Source organism: Nitrospira sp. (genome assembly GCA_016715825.1).
Taxonomy (GTDB): Bacteria; Nitrospirota; Nitrospiria; order Nitrospirales; family Nitrospiraceae; genus Nitrospira_D.
The window spans coordinates 314,990-337,896 of record JADJXO010000001.1; the positions used below are offsets into that span (position 1 = coordinate 314,990).

The following is a 22,907-nucleotide window of genomic DNA, read 5'->3' on the forward strand; positions in this document are numbered from 1 at the left end:
CGATGGGAATTCTGTCGTCGCTTTTTACGGGCGTCAGTGGGCTCAACGCGAACGGGAACGCGTTATCTGTGGTAGGGAACAACATCGCGAACCTGAGCACGGTCGGGTTCAAATCCAGCCGTTCGGTATTCGCCGACCTGATCAGTTCGTCACTCGGCGGAGCAGGAGGGGCGATTCAGACGGGGCTGGGTGTTGCGCTCAACGGTGTACAAGGAAACTTCAGCCAGGGATCGCTCAGTACGACGAGCAACGCGCTGGACTTGGCGATCGATGGGAACGGATTTTTCATTATGCGCGATACGGCCGGTGGGACCTTCTACTCCCGGGCCGGGCAGTTCCATCTGAATGCACAGAACCAGATCGTCGATCCCAGTGGGTTTTTACTCCAGGGCTATCAAGTCAACACCAGCGGGTTGATCACCGCCAGTATCAGCGGTGTCACTCTTCCGACGACCACGGCTCCGCCTAATCCCACCACCACTGTGGATATCGGTGCCAATCTTAATTCACAATCGACGACCGGTACCTTCTCGCTCCTGGATCCAGCCGGCAGCGCGAACTTTTCAACCTCATTGACCGTGTATGACTCCGTGGGCAACAGTCATCTTCTCACCAGCTACTTTACGAAAACGGCAGCGAACACCTGGACCTATAATATTGTGGGGAGTACGGCTGAGATTACCACCGCCAATTATAACGCGGCGAACATCAATGCCTCATTGGGGCTCGTGCGGTTGGGATCAGGTACGTTAACGTTTAATACATCTGGTGCGCTTGATACTGAGAGTGTCGTGACGAGCTATGATGACGGTACTGCCGGCGGTTCCGCCGGAGGGACCGTGGGGCAAGCGCGAATTGATTTTCTCGGTGCCACTGCGGATCAGAACATCATTTTCAACTTCGGCACGAGTGTGACGACCGAAGGTGGAAACGGCGCAGACCTCTCGACGCAATTTGGTGCAGCGTCAGGGCTGGTGCAGCAAGCTCAAGATGGGTTTGGCGCGGGCGCGCTTCAGACCTTCACCGTTGAGACGAACGGCATGATCAACGGAAGATTTTCTAATGGGCAGGTTCGTCCATTGGCACAATTGGCGCTGGCTCGATTCCCGGACCCGTTGGGCCTCGTGCGGACCGGTAAAAACACGTTCGCTGAATCCGGGACGTCCGGACAACCGTTGGTTGGGGCGGCGACGTCTGCCGGCCTCGGACGGGTTCTTGCCAATACGCTTGAGCTCTCCAACGTGGATCTTGGAGAAAGTTTTATCGACATGATCGCGGCGCAACGAGGCTTCCAGGCCAACTCACGAGTGATCACGACCTCTGATGAAGTGCTTCAGGAATTGGTCAATCTGAAACGATAAGCGCTAGGGGCTTGGCCTGAGGTGAACATGTGACCTAGGCCAAGCCCGCCCCGTTTCCGTGGTTCCCCTTCCGACCGTCGCACCCACCCCACGCCGTCAGTTTATTGACGCCGTCAACGGATTCCTTGACGAGAAGTGAAGGAATTATCGTGCGTGTTTGACGATTCCTCTGTAACTGCGCATAGGTTGTGCGAATTGTTGATCATCACGGTGATGGTCGCGCTCCACATAATGGCATATGCATTGCAATCTCCCTCAGCTGGCCAATGAGTCATGTGAGGAGGAGTTATGGCAGATGAAGCCGCAGCAGACGCAAAATCTTCAGTAGCGGCCCCCGCTCCTGCGTTTCCGATCAAATTGCTCATAATCGTATCGGTGGTCGCACTTCTGTTCGGTGTTGGTGGGGCTGTGGTCGCGGTCAAGTTATTAGGCGGATCAGAGAAAGCTTCGGAAAGTTCGGAGGAGCATAAAAGCGAGACGGCGGCGAAGTCCGAGTCTCACGGCGGAGGCAAGCAAGGCCACGCGGCCGCACCAGGCGCCATGTTCGACTTAGATCCCTTTATTGTGAACCTCGCAGATACACCGGACGTTCGTTACTTGAAGATTACGATTAAGCTTGAAGTGGAGAATGAGGCCGTGTCCACGGACCTGTCTGCTCGAGTCCCTCAAGTCCGTGATGCCGTGCTGGTTCTGCTGAGTAGTAAGGATGTGAATGCCGTTCGGACGACACAAGGCAAATTCCAACTGCGTGACGAAATTACGCAGCGCATCAACGGCCTCCTGTCGAAACCCGGTATCCGCTCCGCATATTTTACCGACTTCGTTGTTCAGTAACCGTCGACATTATGGAAAAAATTCTTTCACAAGAAGAGATCGATGCGCTCTTGAAAGGGGTCGTCTCCGGAGAAGTCGATACGGCTCCTAAGGAGCATGAAGCCGAGCCGAAAGGAGTGATGCAATACGATCTTTTCAATCAGGAGCGGATCATTCGTGGTCGCATGCCTGGGATGGAAATGATCAACGATCGCTTTATTCGCCGGCAGTCCGTCGTGTGGACCAATATGCTGCGCGAAGCAGTTGATTTTGTGGTCGTCGGGACGCAGGTCATCAAGTTCGGGGAATTTCTCAAGAAGGTGCCGATGCCTTCGTCTATGAACGTGTTTCATATGCCGCCGTTACGAGGCAGTGCGCTCTTCGTGATGGATGCTTTTTTGGTGTACTTGATCGTTGATTATTTTTTTGGTGGGAAAGGGCAGACGCACGTGAAGCCAGAAGGGCGAGACTTTACGCCTGTCCAATTGAGAATCATCAAGAAGCTGCTGTTGCAGGCCCTGATCGACCTGGAGAAGGCGTGGCACGCGATTGTGCCGGTCAAAGTGGAGTATTTGCGCTCTGAGAGCAATCCTCAGTTCGCGATGGTGGTCACCTCCTCGGAGATTGTCGTGGTGGTGACCTTGCAAGTCGTGTTGGGCGACACCGCACGAGAGCTCTACGTCGTGTATCCCTACGCCATGCTCGAGCCGATCAAAGAAAAGTTGTATTCCGGGTTGGTGTCTGATCAGGTCGATCAGAACGGAGACTGGAGTCATCGGTTCCGAGAGCGACTGCACGAATGTCCTGTGCCGATCGCGGTACGGCTCGGCACGGCTACGGTCACCGTGAAGGATGTCATGAACTTCTCCAAGGGTGACGTGATTCTCCTCGATCAGCGTCCCGGTGATCCTCTCCACTGCTATATCGAAGGCTACCTGAAATTTCATGGCAGTCCTGGAATTTATAAGGGCAATCATGCCTGTCGTGTGACCAAAGTCATGAATTAGTCTTTACGGAACAACGAGAACATTATGGCTGACTCAGAGCCCGTCATGCGTACCGATCTACAAGCAGAAGGGAAAGCCTCTCCTCAACCCGCCTCCTTTCCGGCCGTGCAGGGTGGAGAGACCGGAGGGGGGCAGAAGAACATGGATTTTCTTCTCGATATCCCCATGAGTGTGGCGGTGTACGTGGGATCTGCCAAGATGGCGATTCGCGATTTGTTGCAACTGGCACAAGGCTCGGTCATCGAGCTGGATAAACTGGCCGGAGAACCGATGGAGGTAATGGTCAACAATAAGCTGGTGGCTCGGGGTGAGGTCGTCGTTGTGAATGAAAAATTCGGCATTCGACTGACGGATGTGGTCAGTGCAGCGGAGCGCGTGCAACAGCTTCGCTGAGCGGCCGGAGGAGAGGTGGTGATCGATCTGTGGGAAAGCCTGTTCCGTACCGCCACCGCTTTGGCGATTGTGTTGGTCTTGATCGGAGTGGTGACGGTTGTCTTCCGACGTGTCATGGGGACTCGATGGGGAGCGGTCGGAGGGCGTCAACTCGTTCAAGTGTTGGCCACGGGACATGTGGCTCCACGTAAGACCATTTCGCTGGTGTCAGTCGCCGGCGAGTATCTGATCGTTGGGGCGACAGCAACTGAGCTTGTCCCGCTAGGACGGATCAACGATTCCAGTCGCGTGACGGAATTGCTCGCACAGACGGCGGACACGTCGTCCACGCCCACCTTGGGTATTCGGGATTCGATCTTTTCGTCATGGCTTCGGCGTCGAGATCTCGTCGTTGCCTCTAGCGAGAAGGACGGTCATGGACCATAGTCTGAAAAGGGGACACATGATCATCTGGGTGAGTGGCCTCTGTGCGATGGCGCTCGTCTTAATATCGGGATCGGATGTGATGGCGAGTGGGCCGTCTCTTAGTCTCGATTTCGGACCGGACGGCCCCAAACAAACTGCCGTCGTCATCCAGATCTTGATTCTCCTCACGGTGTTGTCCCTGGCACCGGCTCTGTTCATCATGGTGACCTCGTTCACGCGGATCGTCATTGTGCTGTCGTTTCTCCGTCAGGCGCTTGGCACTCAGGCAGTTCCTCCCAATCAGGTCTTGTTGTCATTGGCCCTATTCTTAACGATGTTCATCATGGCGCCGGTTGGTCAGGCGGTGTTCAACAGTGCCTTGCAACCGCTCATGGCCGAGCAAATCTCGTATGAGGAGGCCTGGAAGAAAGGGAGTGAGCCGATTCGTGGGTTCATGTTGCGTCAGGTCAGGGAGAAGGATTTAGAACTGTTCATCACGTTGAGTCACATTCCCAAGCCGGAACGAGTGGAAGATGTCCCGACTCACGCGATCATCCCTGCGTTCATGCTCAGCGAGCTGAGGATCGCGTTCCAAATTGGGTTTTTGATCTACATCCCGTTTTTGATCGTCGATATGGTTGTCGCGAGCATTCTCATGTCGATGGGAATGATGCTCCTGCCACCAGTGGTGATCTCACTTCCGTTCAAGTTGATTCTTTTTGTCTTGGCCGATGGGTGGTATCTGGTTGTGGGGTCGATGGTGCGAAGTTTTCAGTGAAGCGTGAATCGTGACATGTGGAGCGTCTGAGTCCGACACGAAATACGCTTCACGAACGACGAGGAGCGAACATATGACACCAGAACTGGTGACGGAATTAGGGAGGCAGGCACTTGAAACCACGCTGTTGGTGTCGTCCCCGATCCTTGGGCTGAGTCTCCTGATCGGGCTGGCCATCAGTGCCTTGCAGGCCATGACGCAGTTGAACGAAGCCACACTGACCTTTGTGCCGAAGATCTTAGCGCTCTTTGGGGCATTGCTCGTCTTTCTACCCTGGATGCTGAGCGTGATGACGACCTATATGTCGAACCTGCTTATGAATATTCCGAACTACGTGCATTAGTGACACACGATGGCTTTCGCTCAGCCGATTCACATACTGCTTCCGGAATTCCAGGTCTTCCTGGTTCTCATTTCCCGCATCGGAGGACTGCTGGCGGCAGTCCCCGTCTTGAGCGGACGCGCGGTTCCACTGAAGGTCAAAGTCGCGCTGATTCTTAGTTTGGGACTATTGCTCGCTCCGATGCTCCATCTCCCGAAGATGCCGTATGACCCACTGGCTCTCGCGGCTGGGCTGGTGAGCGAAATGACGATCGGTCTGGCGATCGGGTTGGCGGTTCGGCTCTTTTTTAGCGCACTTGAGGTTGCGGGCGAACTGATCGGTATTCAAATGGGGTTCGGTGTCGTGCAGCTGTTTGATCCGGCCACGGCGACCCAAACGCCTATCATCGCACGATTCTTTACCTTGTTGGCATCGCTCGTGTTTCTCTCGATGAACGGCCATATGTTTCTCGTGGCGACCATTCTTTCAAGTTATGAGGCTATTCCCGCGTTCGGGGCATCCCTTCCGGGCAGCGTGGCGGATGATGTCCTACGGTTGTCTCAGAATATGTTTCTGCTCGGGTTGAAATTAGCCGCACCTGTGCTCGTGATAATTTTTGTGATCAATATTCTGTTAGCGATGCTGGGACGAGCGGTCAGTCAAATCAACGTGTTCGTCTTGAGTTTTCCCGTGACGATTGCCGGGGGATTGGCCGTCTTGGCGCTCTCCATGCCGTTTACGATTAGGCTCTTGGCACATGAGCTGGAGCAACTGCAATTCACCATCCAGGGGCTGCTGAAAGCATTGGGACATGGCTGAGGACAAGTCCAATAAGACAGAGCCCGCGACTCCGAAACGAAAGGAAGAGGCGCGTCGAAAAGGGCAGGTCGCGATGAGTCGCGACGTGTCGACGGCGGCCATTCTCTTAGGGGGGATTGGATTGTTGGCGGTGATGTTGCCGGTCGGCCTCCAACGAATGACGGAGATGACGAGGCAAGGCCTCACGCTCTCGTTCCCTGACGAGTTCTATGAAGGAATGTCCATCGAGCAAGTCTACACGGTTGTCACTCAAGCCGGGCTCACGGTCTTTGCGTTGAGTCTTCCGATCGTCGTCGGTGTGTTTGTGGTCGGCAGCGCCGCCTCCCTCTTGCAGACTGGCCTGTTATGGAAATCCAACGGGCTGCAGCCGGAATTCTCCCGGATCAATCCGATGAAAGGGCTCTCCAAGCTGGCCTCGTTCCGGTCCGTGATGGAATTGATTAAGGGGCTGTTCAAGATTGCGATCGTCACGGGGGTTGGGATCTGGGTCGTCCGGTACGACATCTTACGAGTACCCGAATTGATCGAATTTGATATGGGTTCGGTGTTGCAGATGACCGGTTGGTTGTCGCTGAAGGTCGGATTAGCCGTTGCCGGGGCGATCGCCGGGCTGGCCGTGCTCGATTATTTTTATCAGCGTTATGAGTGGGAACGGGACCTTCGTATGTCGAAGGAAGAAATCAAGGAAGAGCACAAGTCCACAGAAGGCGATCCCTTGATTAAGAGCCGAGTCCGGACCGTTCAGCGAGAGTTGACGAAGAAGCGCATGATGGCTGCGGTCAAGACGGCGGATGTGGTGATTACCAACCCAACTCATTTGGCGGTGGCCCTGAAATATGACACAGCCAAGATGGCGGCGCCGGTTGTTGTGGCGAAAGGAGCAGGCTTGATCGCCGAAAAGATTCGTGAATTGGCACGGCACCATGGAGTCCCGGTCGTGGAAAACAAGTTCGTGGCGAGAACCATCTTTAAACTCGTCGAGATCGGGAATGCAATTCCGAATGATCTCTACCGTGCCGTGGCTGAAATTCTGGCGTTCGTGTATCGCGCCAGAGGCGTGGCACCATGAGTGCTGGAAAGACCTAGACGCGTATGGCAACAGCAACAGAACCCCTAAGCAAGAATCAGCTCCTGAAGCACCCGGATATTCTGATGTCCGTTGGAGTGGTCGCCATTATCATGGTGATGTTGCTGCCGCTGCCGCGCTTCATGCTGGATTTGCTGTTGAGTTTTGACATTACGCTATCGGTCCTGATTCTACTCGTCGGGCTCCAGGTACGGAGACCGATCGAGTTTTCGGTGTTTCCCTCGATCCTCCTCATGATCACGTTGTTCCGGTTGTCTCTCAATATCGCCTCGACCCGACTGATTCTGTTGCATGGCAATGAGGGGGCTGGGGCGGCGGGAGAAGTCATTCGGGCATTCGGAAACTTCATCGTGGGTGGGAATTACACGGTCGGCTTGGTCGTGTTCACCATTCTCGTCATCATCAATTTTGTCGTCGTGACGAAGGGTGCGGGACGGGTGGCGGAAGTGGCGGCTCGATTCACATTGGACGCGATGCCCGGGAAACAGATGAGCATTGATGCGGATCTCAATGCCGGGATGATCAATGAAACTGAAGCACGCCGCCGTAGGCGAGAGATCACGGAGGAGGCCGACTTTTACGGTGCGATGGACGGTGCCAGCAAGTTTGTGCGTGGGGACGCGATCGCGGCTGTGATCATTATTTTGGTCAACATTCTCGGTGGCTTGGCGATCGGTATCTTGCAGCAGGGAATGAGTCCGGGGTTGGCAGCGCAAACCTATACGGTGCTGACTGTCGGTGAGGGATTAGTCGCGCAGATTCCCGCTCTCATTGTCTCAACGGCGGCCGGTATCGTCGTGACGCGTGCCGCTTCGGAAACAGATCTGGGTGGAGAGATGGCTCGCCAGCTGTTGATGTCCTCCAAAACGGTGGGTGTCGCAGCCGGGATTCTCCTGACCCTCGGACTCGTACCGGGTCTTCCGCATGTGGCGTTTCTCGTATTGGGAGGTGCGGTCGCATGGATCGCCTACCATCTTCACCAGCAGGAACAGGTCCAGGCAGCACCGACACTTGCTCCCGTCACAGCCAAGGTGGAAGAGGGCGTAACCCGTGTGACGCAGCTCGACCTCATGGAAGTTCAGGTCGGGTATGGACTGATCGGACTGGTTGAGGGCACCCAAGGGACTGCACTCCTGGACAGAATAAAGGCGCTACGGCGGCAGTTTGCTGAATCGATGGGCTTTGTTGTGCCCCCGATTCATATTCGTGACAACCTCCAGCTCCGCCCGAATGAGTATGCCATTATTTTGAAGGGGGTGGAGGTCGCCAAAGCAGATGTCGTGCCCGGCCATCTCTTGGCGATCGATCCTGGAACTGGGCAGCGAGGGTTGGTGAAGGGGATCGAGACGAAAGAACCCGCATTCGGTCTGCCGGCGCTCTGGGTTCCTGAAGAGGCTCGTGAGCAGGCTCAGATTGCCGGTTATACGGTGGTCGATGCGAGCTCGGCCATCGCGACACATCTGTCTGAATTGATCAAGCGCCATGGGCATGAACTGCTGGGAAGGCAGGAAGTGCAAGCCTTGTTGGATGAGGTCGGTAAAGCACACCCCAAGCTGGTGGAGGAACTCATCCCCACCCTGGTACCGCTTGGGACGGTCGTGCGTGTCCTTGGCAATCTCCTCAAAGAAGGGATCCCTATTCGAGACCTTCGATCCATCCTGGAAGCCATCTCAGACCAGGCAACGAACATCAAGGATGCGGATATCCTCACCGAATATGCGCGGCAGTCGCTGGCTCGAACCATCACGAAGCAATATCAGGCGCCGGATGGAACCCTGCAGGTCATTACGTTGGATCCACGGCTTGATCGGTCGTTGGCGGATCAAGTCGCGGCACTCCCCCCGGGGGCCGTGTTGAATCTTGATCCGACGCTCTCGCACAAACTTCTGAGCAATCTGAAGCAAGCAGCCGAACGAGTTGCCGCTCGAGGGCAGCAGCCGATTGTCCTGTGCTCGCAAGTGGTGCGCCGCCACCTTCGTCGTCTCAGCGATCGTCTGTTGCATTCCGTGCCGGTCATGGGCTTGAACGAAGTCGATTCGTTCGTTCGCCTGCAATCCCTCGATACTGTCCGGATCGATCTCGAATTGGCCCAGCCGTCCTAGGATAAGCGATGAAGATCAAGATCTTTCATGCGGTGACGATGCAGGATGCCATGCGGGCCATCAAGGAAGAACTTGGACCGGATGCCATCATCTTGTCGTCGAAAGAGGTGCATGAAGGGGGACGGTTGTTGCGGGTATTCAATCGGCCGGTGTTGGAAATTATGGCGGCTGCGGAACAAGAGACGCAACGGCCCACCCAGTTGAAAGAGAGCCGTCAAGTCGGCGGGCGACCCGCGGCTCCCAGTGCATCTCAACCGCCTTCGCCGGTCGCGTTCCAGACTTTTCAGCAAACGCTGCAAACCATTCTGCAGCCGAATCCGGATCAGAGCACGCCATCTGGAGATCACCCGAGTCCTCTCTCGAGACCGACGCAGGTTCAAAGAGGGCGACAGCGTCAACATCACATGCGCATGGCGGTGGCCGAGCTCACCCGATTGTTACAGGATCTCTCGCGTGACACAATCCACCCGGCTGGTCATCCCGTATCACCCCTTCTTATTGCCATGCGCCGTTCGCTCTTGGCGCGAGGGCTTCAATCGTCAACGGTTGAATTCCTCGTCAATGAGGTCCACACGACTCTCCTGCCTGAGGACGCCTCCGCTGAGGAATCAGTGCGATGCGCTCTCCACCGAGCTATTGCAGAGGGCATCCCCACCAGCGATCCCGTGTCGGCGGATCATCGGCATCCCACGATCAATCTTTTTCTTGGGCCAAGTGGAGCCGGGAAAACCTCCGCTGTGGCGAAGCTAGCGGCCTATTATCGATCGGAGCATCGGAAATCCGTCGCCTTGATCACATTTGATACCTTTCGGGACACGTCGGTGGAACAGATGCGGCGGTATGCCAGGCTTGTGGGCGTGCCCTTCGCCTGTGCCCTATCTGCTCGCCAGGTCGCTGAAGGATTGCGTCGCCAGACTCGGTGCGATGTTGTCCTGATCGACATGCCTGGAATCGGACCGGACGATCTCACATTAGCCAAAGATCTGGCCCGTCTGTTACCCGAAGACTCAGTCACGACCCATGTCGTTCTTCCAGCCTCTACCGGGATCCATGAAGCTCGTCGTATCGCCCGGCGTTTCGGCGATCTCCCACGCCCGCGTCTTCTGTTTACGAAACTTGATGAGACGGAATCTTTCGGGATGATGTTCGACGTGTCACAGCAAGTCGGTATTCCTCTTTCCTATTGGAGTATTGGGCGACGAGTGCCCGGGGAGCTTGAGGTTGCCTCATCGGAACGTCTGGCAACGCTTCTCACGGCTCATGGAGCTGCCGACTTTTCGATGGTCAAGCGTCAATCGGTTCGAGCGTCGGTCGGCACGCCTGCCATGACAGGAGTTGGTACTCACCGCGGATAACTGGCTGGAGGTCACACAATGCAATTTAGAATGCGAAGGCCCACCCTTGTACCGGAAGATGCGGACGCTGCAGGTGAATCGCCAACACGAGTCATTGCGGTCACCAGCGGAAAAGGTGGGGTCGGAAAAACCAACGTCGTGGCGAATCTCGCCGTGTCGCTCTCCAAGATGGGGAAGAAAGTCCTCATCCTGGATGCCGATCTGAGCCTTGGGAATCTTGATGTCCTTCTTGGTCTGGTTCCACAGCATACCATCGAAGACGTGCTTGTCGGCTCGCACACCTTGGCTGAGATCATGTTACAAGGTCCGGCGGGCATCCATGTGCTGCCGGCCAGCTCGGGTGTCTCGCGCCTGACATCACTGACGGACGCGCAACAGGTGATGATTCAAGAGCAGCTGGCCGATCTGGCTGCGGAGATGGATATCCTCTTGATCGATACCGGTGCGGGGATCTCACCGACGGTGACATTTTTCGCCTCGTCGGCAGACGAGACGATGGTCATCATCTCACCGGAACCTACCTCCCTGACCGATGCCTACGCGTTGATTAAAGTCTTGGCACGCCAATATCGCGAGCGCCGATTCAAGGTGCTCGTCAATCAAGCCAAGAGTCCACGGGAAGCCTCAGAAGTGTTTGGGAAGCTTGATGTCGCGGTCGATCGATTTCTGCATGTGGCCGTCGAATTGGTGGGAATGATTCCTGACGACGACTACGTCCACATGGCCGTGATGCAGCAGAAGACCGTCGTCGATATGTTTCCTGACGCGCCGGCCGTCCAGGCCTTCAAGCGGCTTGCCCAACAGGTGACGCAGTGGCCAAAGCCAGGCCTTCCCAAGAGCTCCGTGCAACTTGTGTGGCAACGAACAGCGACGCATGTAGGCAACTGAGAGGACGTGTTCACGGAGCGCCCATGAGAAAGACAGCCGTATCACAGCACCGCAAATCATTCGTCGCGCAGGAAGCGAGACGGGAAGAGCTTATCAAAGAGTTTGCGCACGTGATTCGTGCGATGGCCCATCGGCTGGCCTTTCGACTTCCGGCTTATCTGGATGCCGAGGACTTGATTTCGGTCGGCACCATCGGGTTGATGGATGCCATGGATAAGTATGACCCGACCCGCGAGGCAAAATTCAAGACCTATGCGGAGTTTCGCATTCGTGGGGCCATGCTGGATGAAATCCGATCGATGGATTGGATTCCGCGATCTGTTCACGAGCGCATTGGCCTTCTCCAAAAAACGCATGTGACCCTCATAAGCCGACTGGGTCGCCCTCCACAGGATGAGGAAGTGGCCGCGGAGTTGAAGATGTCGATGGAAGAGCTGGATGATTTCATCACGCGCGCCAGAGGTGCCGTCCTGATCAGTGTTGATGACTTGAGTCTGCATGAGCCGGATGGACACAAGGTCGTCAAGATGTTGGCTGATACCCATACGCCCGATCCGCTCTCCTCCTTAGTCAACGAACGAGAACGTGAAGTGATTGCCACGGCTATTCGGCAGCTTCCGGAAAAGGAGAGGCTGGTGCTCACGCTGTACTACTATGAAGAGCTCACCATGAAGGAAATCGGGGCGTTGATGAAGGTGACGGAATCACGGGTCTGTCAGGTTCATACCAAGGCCATCATCCGCCTCAAGGCTCACCTGCAGCCGGAAAGTTGATGGGGGCGTCCTCTTTTAGGTTCAGGTGTTCTTCCGAGGATAGCGTTGGCCTCCTTCTCGTGTGAACTCCGTGATACCCACCGGTCTGGCTAGGAATAATTTTCACCATACCCGGAAGAATCGGACCTAGATTCATTGTGGGGTAGCGACTGTCCGGATTGGGCGTCGTCTCTCATCGTAAATTCTCACCTGAATTCAGCAGGTCCTAACGTCATAAGAGCAAAGAGTTCCGAAGATACTCCTGGCACGAGGGTTGCTGTTACTCTTTGGAAACCACTATGGAGTCGCGTACATGAATCGAGGCATCTATCCAGTTTTGTCAGGGGCGTTAGCCCACGAGCGCCGGATGCAAGTGTTTGCCAACAACATGGCGAATGTGAACACGGCCGGTTTCAAACAGGATGAGCAGGCGTTCAAAGCGATATTTCCCCGGTACAGTGCCGTGATGCCCACGGGTGGTCGGACGGTAGGATTGGCTCAACAGATTATGGCCAGGCCCTTTGGACCAAGTGAACGTGCATTTGTCGCCCCCCATCAGATCAAGACGACTTTTGAAGCGGGACGCGTTCGATTAACAGGCAATCCGCTGGACATCGCCGTTCAAGGCCATGGGTTTCTGGAGGTGAAGACGCCTCAAGGGCCTCGGTACACCCGGAACGGTATGCTATCTCTCGACTCTGATCGGCGGCTGGTCACCGGGTTAGGTTTTCCGGTCATGGGCACGAAGGGCGAAATCAAGATTCCACCAGGGAAGCTGGACATTTCGACTCAGGGAGAGATTAGGGTTGATGAGAAGCCCGTGGCAAAGATCAAAGTCATGGAGTTCTCAGATGATGAGATGCCGACGAAGTCATCGGACGGGCTCTTCTTTTCAGAAAACGGCACGGAAAGCAAGAACCCACAGATTCAGGTCGGACACGTCGAAGAGTCAAATGTTAACTCGATCGGCGAGATGGTGAAGATGATTCAGGGCATGCGGAACTACGAGTCAACGCAAAAACTAGTTCAGACGATGGACCGGATGGCTGAAATCGCCATTCAGGATGTCGGACGAGTACTGTAGCCGACGGAAGTTTCACGTTTCATGTTTCTTGTTTCAAGTGTCTCGCATTCTTAAAACTTGAAAGCTGAAACGGTGCGAGAAACCGGTGAGGAGGGTTTCAGATGATCAGAGCCATGTGGACAGCCGCAACCGGAATGACGGCTCAACAGATCAACGTCGATACGGTCGCGCATAATCTCGCGAACGTCAATACCAATTCCTTTAAAAGGAGCCGCGCAGAATTCGCAGACCTCCTGTACCAGATTCAACGCCTGCCTGGTACAAATGCATCCAATGTCGGTGTCTTCCCGGTGGGGATCCAGGTTGGAGCTGGGGTGCGACCGACGACCGTGGCGAAGGAATGGATTCAAGGGAACATGCGCCAAACAAACAATGAATTGGATCTCGCGATCGATGGGACGGGGTTTTTTCAGGTATCGCGTCCAGACGGGACCATCATGTACACGCGCAACGGCTCCTTCAAGCGTGACAATGTCGGCAATCTTGTCACCGGCGATGGAGATCTTCTCAATCCTGTTATTACCATTCCTTCCGGTGCGCTCAAAGTGGATATTGGTCAAGATGGGACGGTCTCAGTTCTACTTCCTGGCGTCACTCAAGCTTCGCAGGTGGGGCAAATTCAGCTCACACGATTCGACAATCCATCGGGTTTAGTTGCCATGGGGAGCAATCTCTTCATCGATAGTTTTGCGTCCGGACCGCCGACACAGGGGACGGGCGGATTTACCACCGGATTCGGCACGATCCAGCAAGGGTTCCTGGAAAGTTCAAACGTGAATCTGGCCGAAGAAATGGTGAATATGATCATCGCTCAACGCAGTTATGAGATCAATTCCAAGACGATTCAGGCGTCTGATGAAATGATGGCCATCGCCAATAATCTCAGACGGTAAGGAGTAGCTTGTGACGAGGTTCATCATGGTGATCCTGCTCTCACTCATCGTGGCTTTTGGGGCTGAAGCGATGGTGATGGCTGGTACCCAGGCAGATGTCCGCGCAACGGCCGTAACAAAGAAACCGGCCATTCCTACGAAGCTCTCAACTGGTATGGAACGCAAGGGTACCAGTGAGGTGACCGTCGAGGTACTGACTATCGTCATTCAAAAGTACCTTGAAAAGGAGTGGAAACAGAAGGTGGCAACGGTCTCCGTTACGGTTCTGGACCCCGCTGAATCGGTCGTCATTTCTGGTGACTCAGCCGACCTCCATGTGATTCCTAGCCCTCACGAAGAGGGGCCTGGACGGCGCATGTTTCGGGTGGCGGTCACACATGGCAAATCTCAAAAGACCATTCAAGTGGTTGCGGATGTGACGGCGATGATCGATGCGGTCGTCCCCAACCGCTTTCTGAAGGCCAATGAACCGATCGATGTCGAGGATATTAAGACGGTACGGATGCGTGTTCACCAAGTGAATCATCATTTTATGACGAATGAACGTGAAGTCATCGGGATGAGTGCCGCACGGCCTCTTCCACCAGATGTCCCATTGCGCTCTGCATTCATCAGACCTCCTCTGGCTGTGAAAAAAGGCGACCGAGTCCTGATTGAGGTGCAACGTGGAGGGCTGTCGATCAGAACCTATGGGATTACCAAATCAAGCGGACAGGTCGGGCAAACCATCACCGTTGCCAATCTGGATTCCGGCAGGGAACTGACGGCCAAAGTGGTTGGTCCCAGCCTCGTTCGGGTGGAGTTCTGATGAAGCGAACGGCGCCATTCGTGAAGCGTGAAGCGGATCTCGTGAAACGGCTGAATCCGACAACGCGATGCGCTTCACGAACAACGCTCCACGGCTTGCGGACGGTGTTTCGACGGGCTGGTATGACTCATGTGGGCTATCGACTCTGGCTGGCGGCTATGATTCTCCTGCTTGGCGGATGTTCGAGTCCTCCGGATGTCTCGAGCAAGGTCGCTGTGGCTCCACTGCCACCACCAAAAACCGTGGGGTCTCTATGGCAGGAAGAAAATGGGCGGGCGTATCTCTATGAAGATCTTCGTGCCATGCGCATCGGCGACATTCTTACCGTAAAGATCGTTGAAAATCACAAGGGATCAAAATCAGCCGATACGGCAGCGCAACGGGAATCGACTATCCAAAATAGCCTGATCGGGAGCGGCATGGGCTATATCGGAATACCAGGTATCCGTTTCAGTGATGAAACACGTCGCGGAATGGGGATCGATGCGAGCGCTAACAGTAAGTTTGGCGGAAAGGGGTCGACGAGTCGGGCCGGGACACTAACAGGAACAATATCGGCGATCGTGACGGAGGTGTTGCCGAATGGTGACCTGCGCGTAGAGGGCCGTCGCGAGGTCACAGTGAACAGTGAAAAGCAACTGATGAGTATCGGAGGAATCGTCCGTCGGGTGGATGTTGATACCAAAAACACGGTGTTGTCATCGGCTATCGCCGATGCCAAGATTGAATATTCTGGGCTCGGTGTTCTCGACGATGTCCAGCGACCAGGCTGGTTTGTTCGTATTCTTGATTGGATCTATCCATTTTGAGAAAGAGGGGGTCAATGACGGCTCAAGTGAGGCGGAAAGTATGGGGAAGCAGTATGCCAATGCGGCGTCTGCTCAGTGATGATGCTCTCCACATGATGGTGCATAGTGGGGTGGTGCGACGGGTGGATTCCAGTCCTCCCAAGATGAGCCTACCTCAATTCTATGGAGTGGAGCATCGTGATCAGATCCCTAGTCAGGATTTAGCAGCAGAGCCGGGATGGCTGTCGCGCATCGCTCTGGGACAACGGTCGCCAGCACTGTTCTTCAAACGTTCACAGATACGATAGGTCCATTATCTATGCGGTTACACGTCTCGCTCTTGATCAGTATAGCGGTGCTGACGGGAACACTCGTCTCTCCCTTCACGGCCGATGCCGTGCGCATCAAAGATATTGGGGTGATCGAGGGAGTGCGTGAAAACCAGTTGATTGGCTATGGGTTAGTGGTCGGACTCGACAGTACCGGAGACCGAGTCATCGGAGGGCAATTCACGATCCAAGCGATGATGTCCATGTTGAATAAGATGGGAGTCAATCTTGTGATTGACCCGATCCAATTGCTGACAAGGAACATTGCATCGGTCATGGTGACCGCCAAGCTTCCCCCGTTCTCGAAGGCCGGTATGACGCTGGACGCAGTCGTGTCATCCATGGCCAATGCGAAGAGTCTGCAAGGCGGTACGCTCTTGCTGACGCCGCTAAAGGCTGCGAATCAGCAAGTGTTCGCTGTGGCGCAGGGATCGGTATCCATCGGGGGATTTCTCGGAGGGACGGGCGGGGCGGGTGGTGCCACAGTGGTCAAGAATCATCAAGCGGCCGGAGTGGTTCCTGGCGGCGCCATCATTGAAAAAGAACTGCCGGTGAACATCGACTCGTGGGAAACGGTTTCCGTGCTTCTACGGCGACCTGATTTCACGACCGCGATCAGGACGGCCGAGGCGATCGAAGGCGCCTTCGGGAAGGGCAGCGCTTCAGCGATCAATGCCGGAACTGTTAGGGCGACGATTCCTCAGCCCTTCCATGGACGTGTCGTTGAGTACATCGCCTCAATTGAAGGGCTGGATGTGTCCGTCGATGCCGTGGCCAAGGTCGTCGTGAATGAACGGACCGGAACCGTTGTGTTAGGGGAGCATGTGCGGATTTCGACCTGTGCCATTTCGCATGGCAATCTGACGATTTCGGTGAAGAATACGTTGAACGTATCTCAACCGTCGGCTCCGCTCATTGGTTCTGCAGCCGGTCAAACAACCGTTACTCCGGATGTTCAGACTGAAATTAAGGAGCAAGAATCGCGTCTCATTGTCGTGGATGAAACGGTGACTTTAGGCGAAGTCGTACAGGCTTTGAATGCCGTGGGCGTGACTCCTCGTGATCTTGTGGCCATCCTCTCGGCATTGCGGGCGGCTGGATCTCTTCAGGCCAATCTTGAGATAATTTAGGTCACGGCATGACGTATCCCGTCAAACAGACATCCATGGATGGTTCTCAATGGGTCTCTTCGCCAGTATCAGCCTATCGAGGTCATGATTTTGGCATCCAGTCCGGTCGTCTTGACAGTCGGCTGAACTCTATGAAATTGCAAGGTGCCGTCGAAAGTCCTGAACGGTTGGTTCAGGCTGGTCAGGAGTTTGAAGCCTATTTTATCTCGTATTTACTGAAGGTTATGAGAGAAACGGTTCCGGAAGGTGCCCTTGCAAACAAACAAGGAGCCTATTTCTACTCGTTCTATGATGAGGAAATCGGGAGACGGGCGGCTGAATCTGGAGGTATTGGGATTGCCAGAATGGTACAGGAATATACAGATAAACATTTTTCATCATCTCCTGTGAAAGACTCAAGTTCCGGCGAATAGGAACCGATAGAGTGTACGACCGGGGTAAAGGTCGTGATGAGGCTAGGCCGGTAACATGGCCCTGGAGACACAAGAAGGAGTGAGGTTATGCAGATTTCAGGTCATGGGAAAGTCGATCATCTTGCCAAGGTGTTGCTGGGGGTGCATGAGGCTGAAAACTCAGGATCCCGACAAGCAACGGCTCGTACGCAAGCAGGAAAGGATGAAGTTCAGATTTCTGCTCAAGCGAAGGAGCTTCAGCGAATTCGCGAACTGGCCAATCAGCCAGACCCGGAGCGGGCTGAACGAGTGGAGAGCATCAGGCGCTCTCTCGATGCAGGCACCTACGACGTCAGTGGTCGTGCCGTCGGTGACGCCCTTGTGAAACAGGTGCTGACCGACGCGATTCTCTAAACGAATTCCGTTTCGTGCTTGTGCGACAGCAATGGACGGACTTCCGTTCTGGCCTATGGATGGGCAGGTTGTCGATCGTGAAAGACTCACACCTTCTCGAGCAGATAATCCATCTCCTCAGTCGTGAATCCGCACAATGTGAGCTTCTCGCACACAACATTCTCCAAGAGCGTGATGCCATTAAGCGCATGGCGCTTCACGAATTTATCGCGATTAATCAGACTAGGATTTCGATCCTCGAGTGCTTGAGCGGGTTGAAGGAAGCGTTGGACGAGTTGGTGCGAGATCTCTCCGCTGCGCATGGCCTACCAGGAACGGGTCGGACCTTGCCGGACATTCTGCACAGCATAAAGAGTTCACAGGCGTTCGCTGGCTTGGAACTGTATGAACGACTCGCTGATCGAGTTCGAGCCGTCCAACGGGATATTGCCGTCAACCAGCTGCTCGTCAAGAATATTCAATCGTTTATTGTACGGGCGTTGGAAGCGCATCGGCAGACTGCTCCAGAAAGTGATGTCTATTCGATATCGGGTGGTCGGAGTTCGAGGGACATGCCTGCGACGTTGATCAGGTGTAAGGGGTGATGATCGATGGGAATTAGTGGACTGCTTGACGTGGCGAAGACCGCGCTCTTCACTGCGCAACAAGCGTTGACCGTGACCGGTCATAACATCAGCAATGTGAACACTCCGGGCTTCTCCCGTCATGAGGTCCTCCTGACTGAGCAGCGACCGGCCGATGGGAGTCCTGGGCAAGTTGGGACCGGTGTGAAGATTGCTGAAATCCGGCGAGCCGTGGACACCTTCCTGAACCGGGAGTTAACCCAATCGCAGGAAGATCTGGGCCAGTTTACGGTGGCGCGCGATGAACTGAGCCGGTTGGAGAGTCTCTTCGGGGATGCACGAGGACAGGGCTTGTCTGGGAAATTGAATGAGTTCTTCAAAGCATTGCAGGATGCGACGACCACACCGTCTCAGGTCGCTCCACGTTCCGTAGTTCTTTCACGAGCCTCGACCTTGTCGAGCGCATTCGAACAACTCAACGGGGATTTGGTTGAGACCCGTCGGGCCCTTGATGTGCAAATCGGTGTAACCGTCGGCGAGATCAATAGCTTGACGGGCAAGATCGCCCAATTCAATAGCCAGATTAAATCTGCTGAAGTCAGCGGTCAGAATGCCAATGATCTCCGTGATCAGCGGGACTTGGCAATCAATGAGCTTGCCACACGAGTCGAGGTGCTGACCCTCGAACGTCCGGACGGCACGGTTTCGGTATTCACCGCACGTGGACTTGTCTTAGTGGACCAGGAGACAACTCGCAACCTCGTCGGAGTTGAATCACTGGACAATCATGGCCTGCTGGATATCGGATACGATATTGGAGGGTCACAACCGTATGTGATCAGTGATCTGATAGGAACTGGGAAATTGCGTGGACTCCTGGATGTCCGGGATCGGACGATTCCCTCCGTCCAACAAGGCCTCGACACCTTGGCTGGTTCGCTCCTGACCGAGGTGAACCGCATTCATCGAGTGGGGTATGGGCTCGATGGGTCGACGGGGCAAGATTTCTTTGGCGGGCTATCGGTTACAACCAAGGCGCCTGCCACGAATGTGGGGTCTGCATCGATCGCCACTGGAACAGTGATGATCACCGGGGTTGGCCTATGCTTCTGGTGAGGCTCTAGCCGAGGAGGTCCAAAGTCAAATCAATGCAGACTCAACACTGACCGCAGCCGGCCGTCAGGTCACGGTCTTGTTTGATCGTACGACCAATCGACTGGTCGTACAGTCGAATTCCACCGGGGGAGGGAGCTTGGTCGACGTGACAGGCGGAACGGCACGGGCCACGCTTGGATTATCAGGTGGGGTCAGTACTGCGGCCTCCGGCACATATAGTGGGCCTCAGACGTTTCATCTGGACGGGATTGCGGTGACGGTATCGGGGGCTCCGGCCGCCAACGATGTCTTACGGGTGAACTCCCGCGAGAACGCGGCGAGAGACCTGGCCGTGACGTTCTCCGATCCGACAAAAGTTGCGCTGTCCTCGACGCGGGCAGGCGTTCCTGGAAACAACCAAAACGGTTTGGATCTCGTCGCACTGCAGTCCACGGCGCTTATCGGCCTGGATAACGCGACGCTCTTCGACGCCTATCGGAAGACTGCGACAGATCTTGGCGTGTCCGCTCAGGTGGCTGGTCAACGTCTTGAAACAGAAGAGATCCGCCATGAACAGCTTCAGAATTTTCGCGCCCAAGTGTCCGGTGTCTCGCTTGATGAAGAACTCGTCAATCTCCTCAAGTTCCAACGAGCGTTTGAAGCAGCTTCGCGCATGATCGTCGCGGCTGATGAAATGATGTCGACCTTGATTTCGCTCAAGCGGTAGGTAGAGGAGCACACCATGCGTGTCACAGAGCAACAGGTGTTTGGATTCCTGGTGAACAGCTACCAACGGGCTCGGTCTCACGCGCTGCGATTGCAAGAACATCTCGCGACCGGTAAACAGGTCTTACAACCTTCCGACGATCCTGGTCGCTTCCATCGGATCGTCGGGGAACAAATCACGCTGACAAGACTTGAGCAACGTCTTCGCAACATTTCCACGGCAACGACACGAGTTGAGCTGGCCGATACCTCCCTCCAAGGGACCACGACTACCTTATCGCGTATCAGGCAGTTGGCGGTTCAGTATGCATCTGATACGAACGGTGCGGCTGAACGAGCGGCTGGTGCGCATGAAGTGCGTGCCCTCTTGCAACATCTGCTTCAGTTGGGCAATGCAGAGTTCGACGAGAATCAACCGGTGTTCGGAGGCACGAGCCGACATGGCTTCGCCGCGGGGCTCGCGGTCTCGACACCGATTACCCTGACAAACACGGTCGCCGATACGTTGATCGTGAGAATTGATGGTGTGACATCCGGTCTGATCGATTTAACAAGCGGCACCGAGACGCTCACTGGTCCAGAAACAGCCGCACGGGCACAGAGTCGGATTAATACTGATTCAGCCTTACTTGCAGCGGGAAAAAGCGTGTCGGTGACGTATGAGAGTGATCGCCTTGTGATTGCATCGAATTCCGAAGGGCCGAGCGCCAATGCCGAAGTGGTGGGAGGGTCTGCACGGAGCCTGCTCGGATTCAACGGAGGGAGTGCCGGCAATGGCGCGTCCACATTCGTTCCCACGGTCGTCACACAGGTCGCCTCGAGCAATGTCGGAGGAGCCACACTTTCTCAGGGGCAGGTGCGTAACCCAAGCGTTACGTCATTCGACAACCATCTCATTCGGTTCTCGGGACCGGGGAGTTTCGATGTCGTGAATACCTCAGTGCCGGTTGGCGTGACGGCGAACATCGCTAATACTGGACGTGTTGGTGCCATCGATGCCGGGGTCATCGATCATCAGCGTCTGACCCTCGATTCGTACGAGATTCAATTCACGTCTTCGTCACAGTATTCTGTCGTGAACACGACGACGGGGTCGACCCTGTCGACGGGGAACTCGTATGTATCTGGTAGCCCCATCGAGTTTGATGGGTTGCGCGTCATACTTGCGCACGACCAGCCAGGAACGCCGGTGACCGGAGATCGCTTCTCCGTGACGCTTGCCCCTAAGACCGTGCTGAGCGGACAGACCTACGTCTCGGGATCCGCGATAACATTTGATGGTATTCAGCTCACGATCAGCGACGGAACAGCACCGCCTACCGCAGGGGATCTCTTTCATGTCGTCAGCCAGAGCCGATATGCGGGAGATTCCACCATTCAGGACATTGAAGTGGCCGACGGGGAAGTGATCTCAACAAGCATTCCTGGCCACGAAGTCTTCAGCGGTCCGAATGTCAATGTGTTTGAGGCCGTGCAACACCTGCTTGCCGCGCTACGAGGAAATTTTAGGTCCGGTGTCGAGGAGAGCTTAGGAGACTTAGATCATGCACTGAGTCAGGTATCGGCCGCTCAGGCCGAAGTCGGCGCGCTCGCGAATCGCTTGGAAGCCACCTCCTCGGCATTGGAGGACGCCAGAGTACTGGCCACGAATACGCTGTCCTCGTTCGAAGATATCGATTTGGCACGTACCATCTCCGATCTTACGCGGCAAGAATACGCGATTCAAGCTGCGGGCGAGACGCTCGGTCGGATTTTCGACAATTCCCTCCTGAAACATCTCCGGTAGGATCGTTCTCAAGTTTGTACCGTGGAGAGCCGATAATTCCATGCCACCTTGTGTCGCCATGGAAGGCTGTCATGCTAGTACTGACTCGTCGACGTGGAGAGAGTGTCACAATCGGTCCCGATATCCGTGTGGTCGTGCTGGGGATGAAGAGCGGGCAGGTTCGTCTCGGAATCGAAGCCCCACCGGCTGTCGCCGTACATCGGGAAGAGGTCTATACGAGAATCCAAGAAGAGAACCGGTTGGCCGCTAAAACACAGACTGTGCCGCTCGATGCGTTGCGTAGCTTGGCTCCTGTGAAACGGCGTGTGGTCTCGTGAGGCTATGTCCGTGAACTGCACATCGACTCGCTTTGGGTCCTTTGAGGTTCCCGACGAAAGCGTCGTCACGTTTCCTTCCGGGCTCCTTGGGTTCCCCGAGCAGCAACGGTACGTCATCCTTGATCATGATACTGAGGCGCCCTTCAAGTGGCTTCAATCAATTGAAGAGCCTGATCTTGCCTTTGTCCTGATGGATCCCGCCACGTTCCATCCTGATTACCACGTTGAAGTTTCTGCCGATGCTCTGATGGAGATCAAAGGAGGGGAGCGCGAGGATCTCACCTTGGTCGTGATTTTGACCATTCCCTCAGATGATCCAGGCCGAATCACTGCCAATCTTCGTGGGCCACTCCTCATGAGCCATACGAGCAAGCTTGGGAAACAATTAGTGCTTTCGGAGGACTTCCCCACTCGACATCCGCTGTTCCCATCCGCGCCTCCCTCACGGGGAGCGTCCACGGATGTGCAACCCGCCACAGAATGTCCGACGTGAGTCGTCT

At 55.2% G+C, this 22,907-nt stretch carries 26 protein-coding genes; all 26 read left to right on the forward strand.

Annotation, left to right across the window (positions count from 1 at the left end; all coding sequences use genetic code 11):
- Positions 1-2: 2 nt before the first annotated feature.
- The 26 genes from IPM58_01520 (at position 3) to IPM58_01645 (ending at position 22,900) form a co-directional block, all read left to right on the forward strand.
- Entirely contained in the window at positions 3-1,361 is a 1,359-nt protein-coding gene (locus tag IPM58_01520; protein ID MBK9305783.1) for a flagellar hook protein FlgE, read from the forward strand.
- 288 nt (positions 1,362-1,649) lie between these two features.
- Positions 1,650-2,195 carry a flagellar basal body-associated FliL family protein gene (locus tag IPM58_01525; protein MBK9305784.1) on the forward strand — a complete coding sequence of 182 codons (546 nt, stop codon included), beginning with the start codon at positions 1,650-1,652 and terminating at the stop codon, positions 2,193-2,195.
- 11 nt (positions 2,196-2,206) lie between these two features.
- Positions 2,207-3,181, forward strand: a complete 975-nt coding sequence (gene fliM, locus IPM58_01530; protein ID MBK9305785.1) for a flagellar motor switch protein FliM — start codon at positions 2,207-2,209, stop codon at positions 3,179-3,181.
- A gap of 24 nt (positions 3,182-3,205) precedes the next feature.
- Complete coding sequence (fliN, locus tag IPM58_01535; GenBank protein MBK9305786.1) at positions 3,206-3,574, forward strand: flagellar motor switch protein FliN; 369 nt, start codon at positions 3,206-3,208, stop codon at positions 3,572-3,574.
- Positions 3,575-3,592: 18 nt separating this feature from the next.
- Complete coding sequence (locus IPM58_01540) at positions 3,593-4,000, forward strand: flagellar biosynthetic protein FliO (GenBank protein ID MBK9305787.1); 408 nt, start codon at positions 3,593-3,595, stop codon at positions 3,998-4,000.
- Complete coding sequence (gene fliP, locus IPM58_01545) at positions 3,990-4,757, forward strand: flagellar type III secretion system pore protein FliP (GenBank protein MBK9305788.1); 768 nt, start codon at positions 3,990-3,992, stop codon at positions 4,755-4,757. The genes IPM58_01540 and fliP overlap by 11 nt, the downstream gene beginning before the upstream one ends.
- Positions 4,758-4,830: 73 nt before the next feature.
- On the forward strand, positions 4,831-5,100 hold the full coding sequence (gene fliQ, locus IPM58_01550; GenBank protein MBK9305789.1) for a flagellar biosynthesis protein FliQ: 270 nt from the start codon (positions 4,831-4,833) through the stop codon (positions 5,098-5,100).
- Between the two features lie 9 nt (positions 5,101-5,109).
- Positions 5,110-5,898 carry a flagellar biosynthetic protein FliR gene (gene fliR, locus IPM58_01555; GenBank protein MBK9305790.1) on the forward strand — a complete coding sequence of 263 codons (789 nt, stop codon included), beginning with the start codon at positions 5,110-5,112 and terminating at the stop codon, positions 5,896-5,898.
- Entirely contained in the window at positions 5,891-6,967 is a 1,077-nt protein-coding gene (flhB, locus tag IPM58_01560; GenBank protein MBK9305791.1) for a flagellar biosynthesis protein FlhB, read from the forward strand. Before fliR ends, flhB begins: the two co-directional genes overlap by 8 nt.
- Before the next feature lie 23 nt (positions 6,968-6,990).
- Positions 6,991-9,087 carry a flagellar biosynthesis protein FlhA gene (flhA, locus tag IPM58_01565; GenBank protein ID MBK9305792.1) on the forward strand — a complete coding sequence of 699 codons (2,097 nt, stop codon included), beginning with the start codon at positions 6,991-6,993 and terminating at the stop codon, positions 9,085-9,087.
- An 8-nt stretch (positions 9,088-9,095) separates the two neighbouring features.
- A complete protein-coding gene (gene flhF / locus IPM58_01570) occupies positions 9,096-10,442 on the forward strand; it encodes a flagellar biosynthesis protein FlhF (GenBank protein ID MBK9305793.1) in 1,347 nt (448 codons plus the stop codon).
- An 18-nt stretch (positions 10,443-10,460) separates the two neighbouring features.
- Positions 10,461-11,330, forward strand: a complete 870-nt coding sequence (locus IPM58_01575) for a MinD/ParA family protein (GenBank protein MBK9305794.1) — start codon at positions 10,461-10,463, stop codon at positions 11,328-11,330.
- A gap of 23 nt (positions 11,331-11,353) precedes the next feature.
- Complete coding sequence (locus IPM58_01580; GenBank protein ID MBK9305795.1) at positions 11,354-12,103, forward strand: FliA/WhiG family RNA polymerase sigma factor; 750 nt, start codon at positions 11,354-11,356, stop codon at positions 12,101-12,103.
- Between the two features lie 292 nt (positions 12,104-12,395).
- Positions 12,396-13,166: a flagellar hook basal-body protein gene (locus tag IPM58_01585; GenBank protein ID MBK9305796.1), complete on the forward strand. Its 771-nt coding sequence runs from the start codon at positions 12,396-12,398 to the stop codon at positions 13,164-13,166.
- 101 nt (positions 13,167-13,267) lie between these two features.
- A complete protein-coding gene (gene flgG / locus IPM58_01590) occupies positions 13,268-14,059 on the forward strand; it encodes a flagellar basal-body rod protein FlgG (protein ID MBK9305797.1) in 792 nt (263 codons plus the stop codon).
- Positions 14,060-14,069: 10 nt separating this feature from the next.
- Entirely contained in the window at positions 14,070-14,867 is a 798-nt protein-coding gene (flgA, locus tag IPM58_01595; GenBank protein MBK9305798.1) for a flagellar basal body P-ring formation protein FlgA, read from the forward strand.
- Positions 14,867-15,676 carry a flagellar basal body L-ring protein FlgH gene (locus IPM58_01600; protein ID MBK9305799.1) on the forward strand — a complete coding sequence of 270 codons (810 nt, stop codon included), beginning with the start codon at positions 14,867-14,869 and terminating at the stop codon, positions 15,674-15,676. The genes flgA and IPM58_01600 overlap by 1 nt, the downstream gene beginning before the upstream one ends.
- Before the next feature lie 298 nt (positions 15,677-15,974).
- On the forward strand, positions 15,975-17,114 hold the full coding sequence (locus IPM58_01605) for a flagellar basal body P-ring protein FlgI (GenBank protein ID MBK9305800.1): 1,140 nt from the start codon (positions 15,975-15,977) through the stop codon (positions 17,112-17,114).
- Between the two features lie 35 nt (positions 17,115-17,149).
- Positions 17,150-17,527, forward strand: coding sequence for a rod-binding protein (locus IPM58_01610; GenBank protein MBK9305801.1), 378 nt, complete (start codon positions 17,150-17,152; stop codon positions 17,525-17,527).
- Positions 17,528-17,614: 87 nt separating this feature from the next.
- Positions 17,615-17,920 (forward strand): flagellar biosynthesis anti-sigma factor FlgM, encoded by a 306-nt coding sequence (gene flgM, locus IPM58_01615; protein ID MBK9305802.1) that lies wholly within the window; start codon positions 17,615-17,617, stop codon positions 17,918-17,920.
- A gap of 77 nt (positions 17,921-17,997) precedes the next feature.
- A complete protein-coding gene (gene flgN, locus IPM58_01620) occupies positions 17,998-18,504 on the forward strand; it encodes a flagellar export chaperone FlgN (protein MBK9305803.1) in 507 nt (168 codons plus the stop codon).
- A 6-nt stretch (positions 18,505-18,510) separates the two neighbouring features.
- On the forward strand, positions 18,511-19,599 hold the full coding sequence (flgK, locus tag IPM58_01625; GenBank protein MBK9305804.1) for a flagellar hook-associated protein FlgK: 1,089 nt from the start codon (positions 18,511-18,513) through the stop codon (positions 19,597-19,599).
- A complete protein-coding gene (locus IPM58_01630; protein MBK9305805.1) occupies positions 19,580-20,305 on the forward strand; it encodes a hypothetical protein in 726 nt (241 codons plus the stop codon). Before flgK ends, IPM58_01630 begins: the two co-directional genes overlap by 20 nt.
- Before the next feature lie 15 nt (positions 20,306-20,320).
- Complete coding sequence (locus IPM58_01635) at positions 20,321-22,090, forward strand: hypothetical protein (protein ID MBK9305806.1); 1,770 nt, start codon at positions 20,321-20,323, stop codon at positions 22,088-22,090.
- 71 nt (positions 22,091-22,161) lie between these two features.
- On the forward strand, positions 22,162-22,407 hold the full coding sequence (gene csrA, locus IPM58_01640) for a carbon storage regulator CsrA (protein MBK9305807.1): 246 nt from the start codon (positions 22,162-22,164) through the stop codon (positions 22,405-22,407).
- 10 nt (positions 22,408-22,417) lie between these two features.
- Entirely contained in the window at positions 22,418-22,900 is a 483-nt protein-coding gene (locus IPM58_01645) for a flagellar assembly protein FliW (GenBank protein ID MBK9305808.1), read from the forward strand.
- Positions 22,901-22,907 lie beyond the last annotated feature (7 nt).

Excerpts from the sequence above, each read along its gene's own strand:
- IPM58_01520 (MBK9305783.1), top strand. The coding sequence starts at position 3 with ATGGGAATTCTGTCGTCGCTTTTTACGGGCGTCAGTGGGCTCAACGCG.
- IPM58_01525 (MBK9305784.1), top strand. The coding sequence starts at position 1,650 with ATGGCAGATGAAGCCGCAGCAGACGCAAAATCTTCAGTAGCGGCCCCC.
- fliM (MBK9305785.1), top strand. The coding sequence starts at position 2,207 with ATGGAAAAAATTCTTTCACAAGAAGAGATCGATGCGCTCTTGAAAGGG.
- fliN (MBK9305786.1), top strand. The coding sequence starts at position 3,206 with ATGGCTGACTCAGAGCCCGTCATGCGTACCGATCTACAAGCAGAAGGG.
- fliP (MBK9305788.1), top strand. The coding sequence starts at position 3,990 with ATGGACCATAGTCTGAAAAGGGGACACATGATCATCTGGGTGAGTGGC.
- fliQ (MBK9305789.1), top strand. The coding sequence starts at position 4,831 with ATGACACCAGAACTGGTGACGGAATTAGGGAGGCAGGCACTTGAAACC.
- fliR (MBK9305790.1), top strand. The coding sequence starts at position 5,110 with ATGGCTTTCGCTCAGCCGATTCACATACTGCTTCCGGAATTCCAGGTC.
- flhB (MBK9305791.1), top strand. The coding sequence starts at position 5,891 with ATGGCTGAGGACAAGTCCAATAAGACAGAGCCCGCGACTCCGAAACGA.
- flhA (MBK9305792.1), top strand. The coding sequence starts at position 6,991 with ATGGCAACAGCAACAGAACCCCTAAGCAAGAATCAGCTCCTGAAGCAC.
- flhF (MBK9305793.1), top strand. The coding sequence starts at position 9,096 with ATGAAGATCAAGATCTTTCATGCGGTGACGATGCAGGATGCCATGCGG.
- IPM58_01575 (MBK9305794.1), top strand. The coding sequence starts at position 10,461 with ATGCAATTTAGAATGCGAAGGCCCACCCTTGTACCGGAAGATGCGGAC.
- IPM58_01580 (MBK9305795.1), top strand. The coding sequence starts at position 11,354 with ATGAGAAAGACAGCCGTATCACAGCACCGCAAATCATTCGTCGCGCAG.
- IPM58_01585 (MBK9305796.1), top strand. The coding sequence starts at position 12,396 with ATGAATCGAGGCATCTATCCAGTTTTGTCAGGGGCGTTAGCCCACGAG.
- flgG (MBK9305797.1), top strand. The coding sequence starts at position 13,268 with ATGATCAGAGCCATGTGGACAGCCGCAACCGGAATGACGGCTCAACAG.
- IPM58_01600 (MBK9305799.1), top strand. The coding sequence starts at position 14,867 with ATGAAGCGAACGGCGCCATTCGTGAAGCGTGAAGCGGATCTCGTGAAA.
- IPM58_01605 (MBK9305800.1), top strand. The coding sequence starts at position 15,975 with ATGCGGTTACACGTCTCGCTCTTGATCAGTATAGCGGTGCTGACGGGA.
- IPM58_01610 (MBK9305801.1), top strand. The coding sequence starts at position 17,150 with ATGGATGGTTCTCAATGGGTCTCTTCGCCAGTATCAGCCTATCGAGGT.
- flgM (MBK9305802.1), top strand. The coding sequence starts at position 17,615 with ATGCAGATTTCAGGTCATGGGAAAGTCGATCATCTTGCCAAGGTGTTG.
- flgK (MBK9305804.1), top strand. The coding sequence starts at position 18,511 with ATGGGAATTAGTGGACTGCTTGACGTGGCGAAGACCGCGCTCTTCACT.
- IPM58_01635 (MBK9305806.1), top strand. The coding sequence starts at position 20,321 with ATGCGTGTCACAGAGCAACAGGTGTTTGGATTCCTGGTGAACAGCTAC.
- csrA (MBK9305807.1), top strand. The coding sequence starts at position 22,162 with ATGCTAGTACTGACTCGTCGACGTGGAGAGAGTGTCACAATCGGTCCC.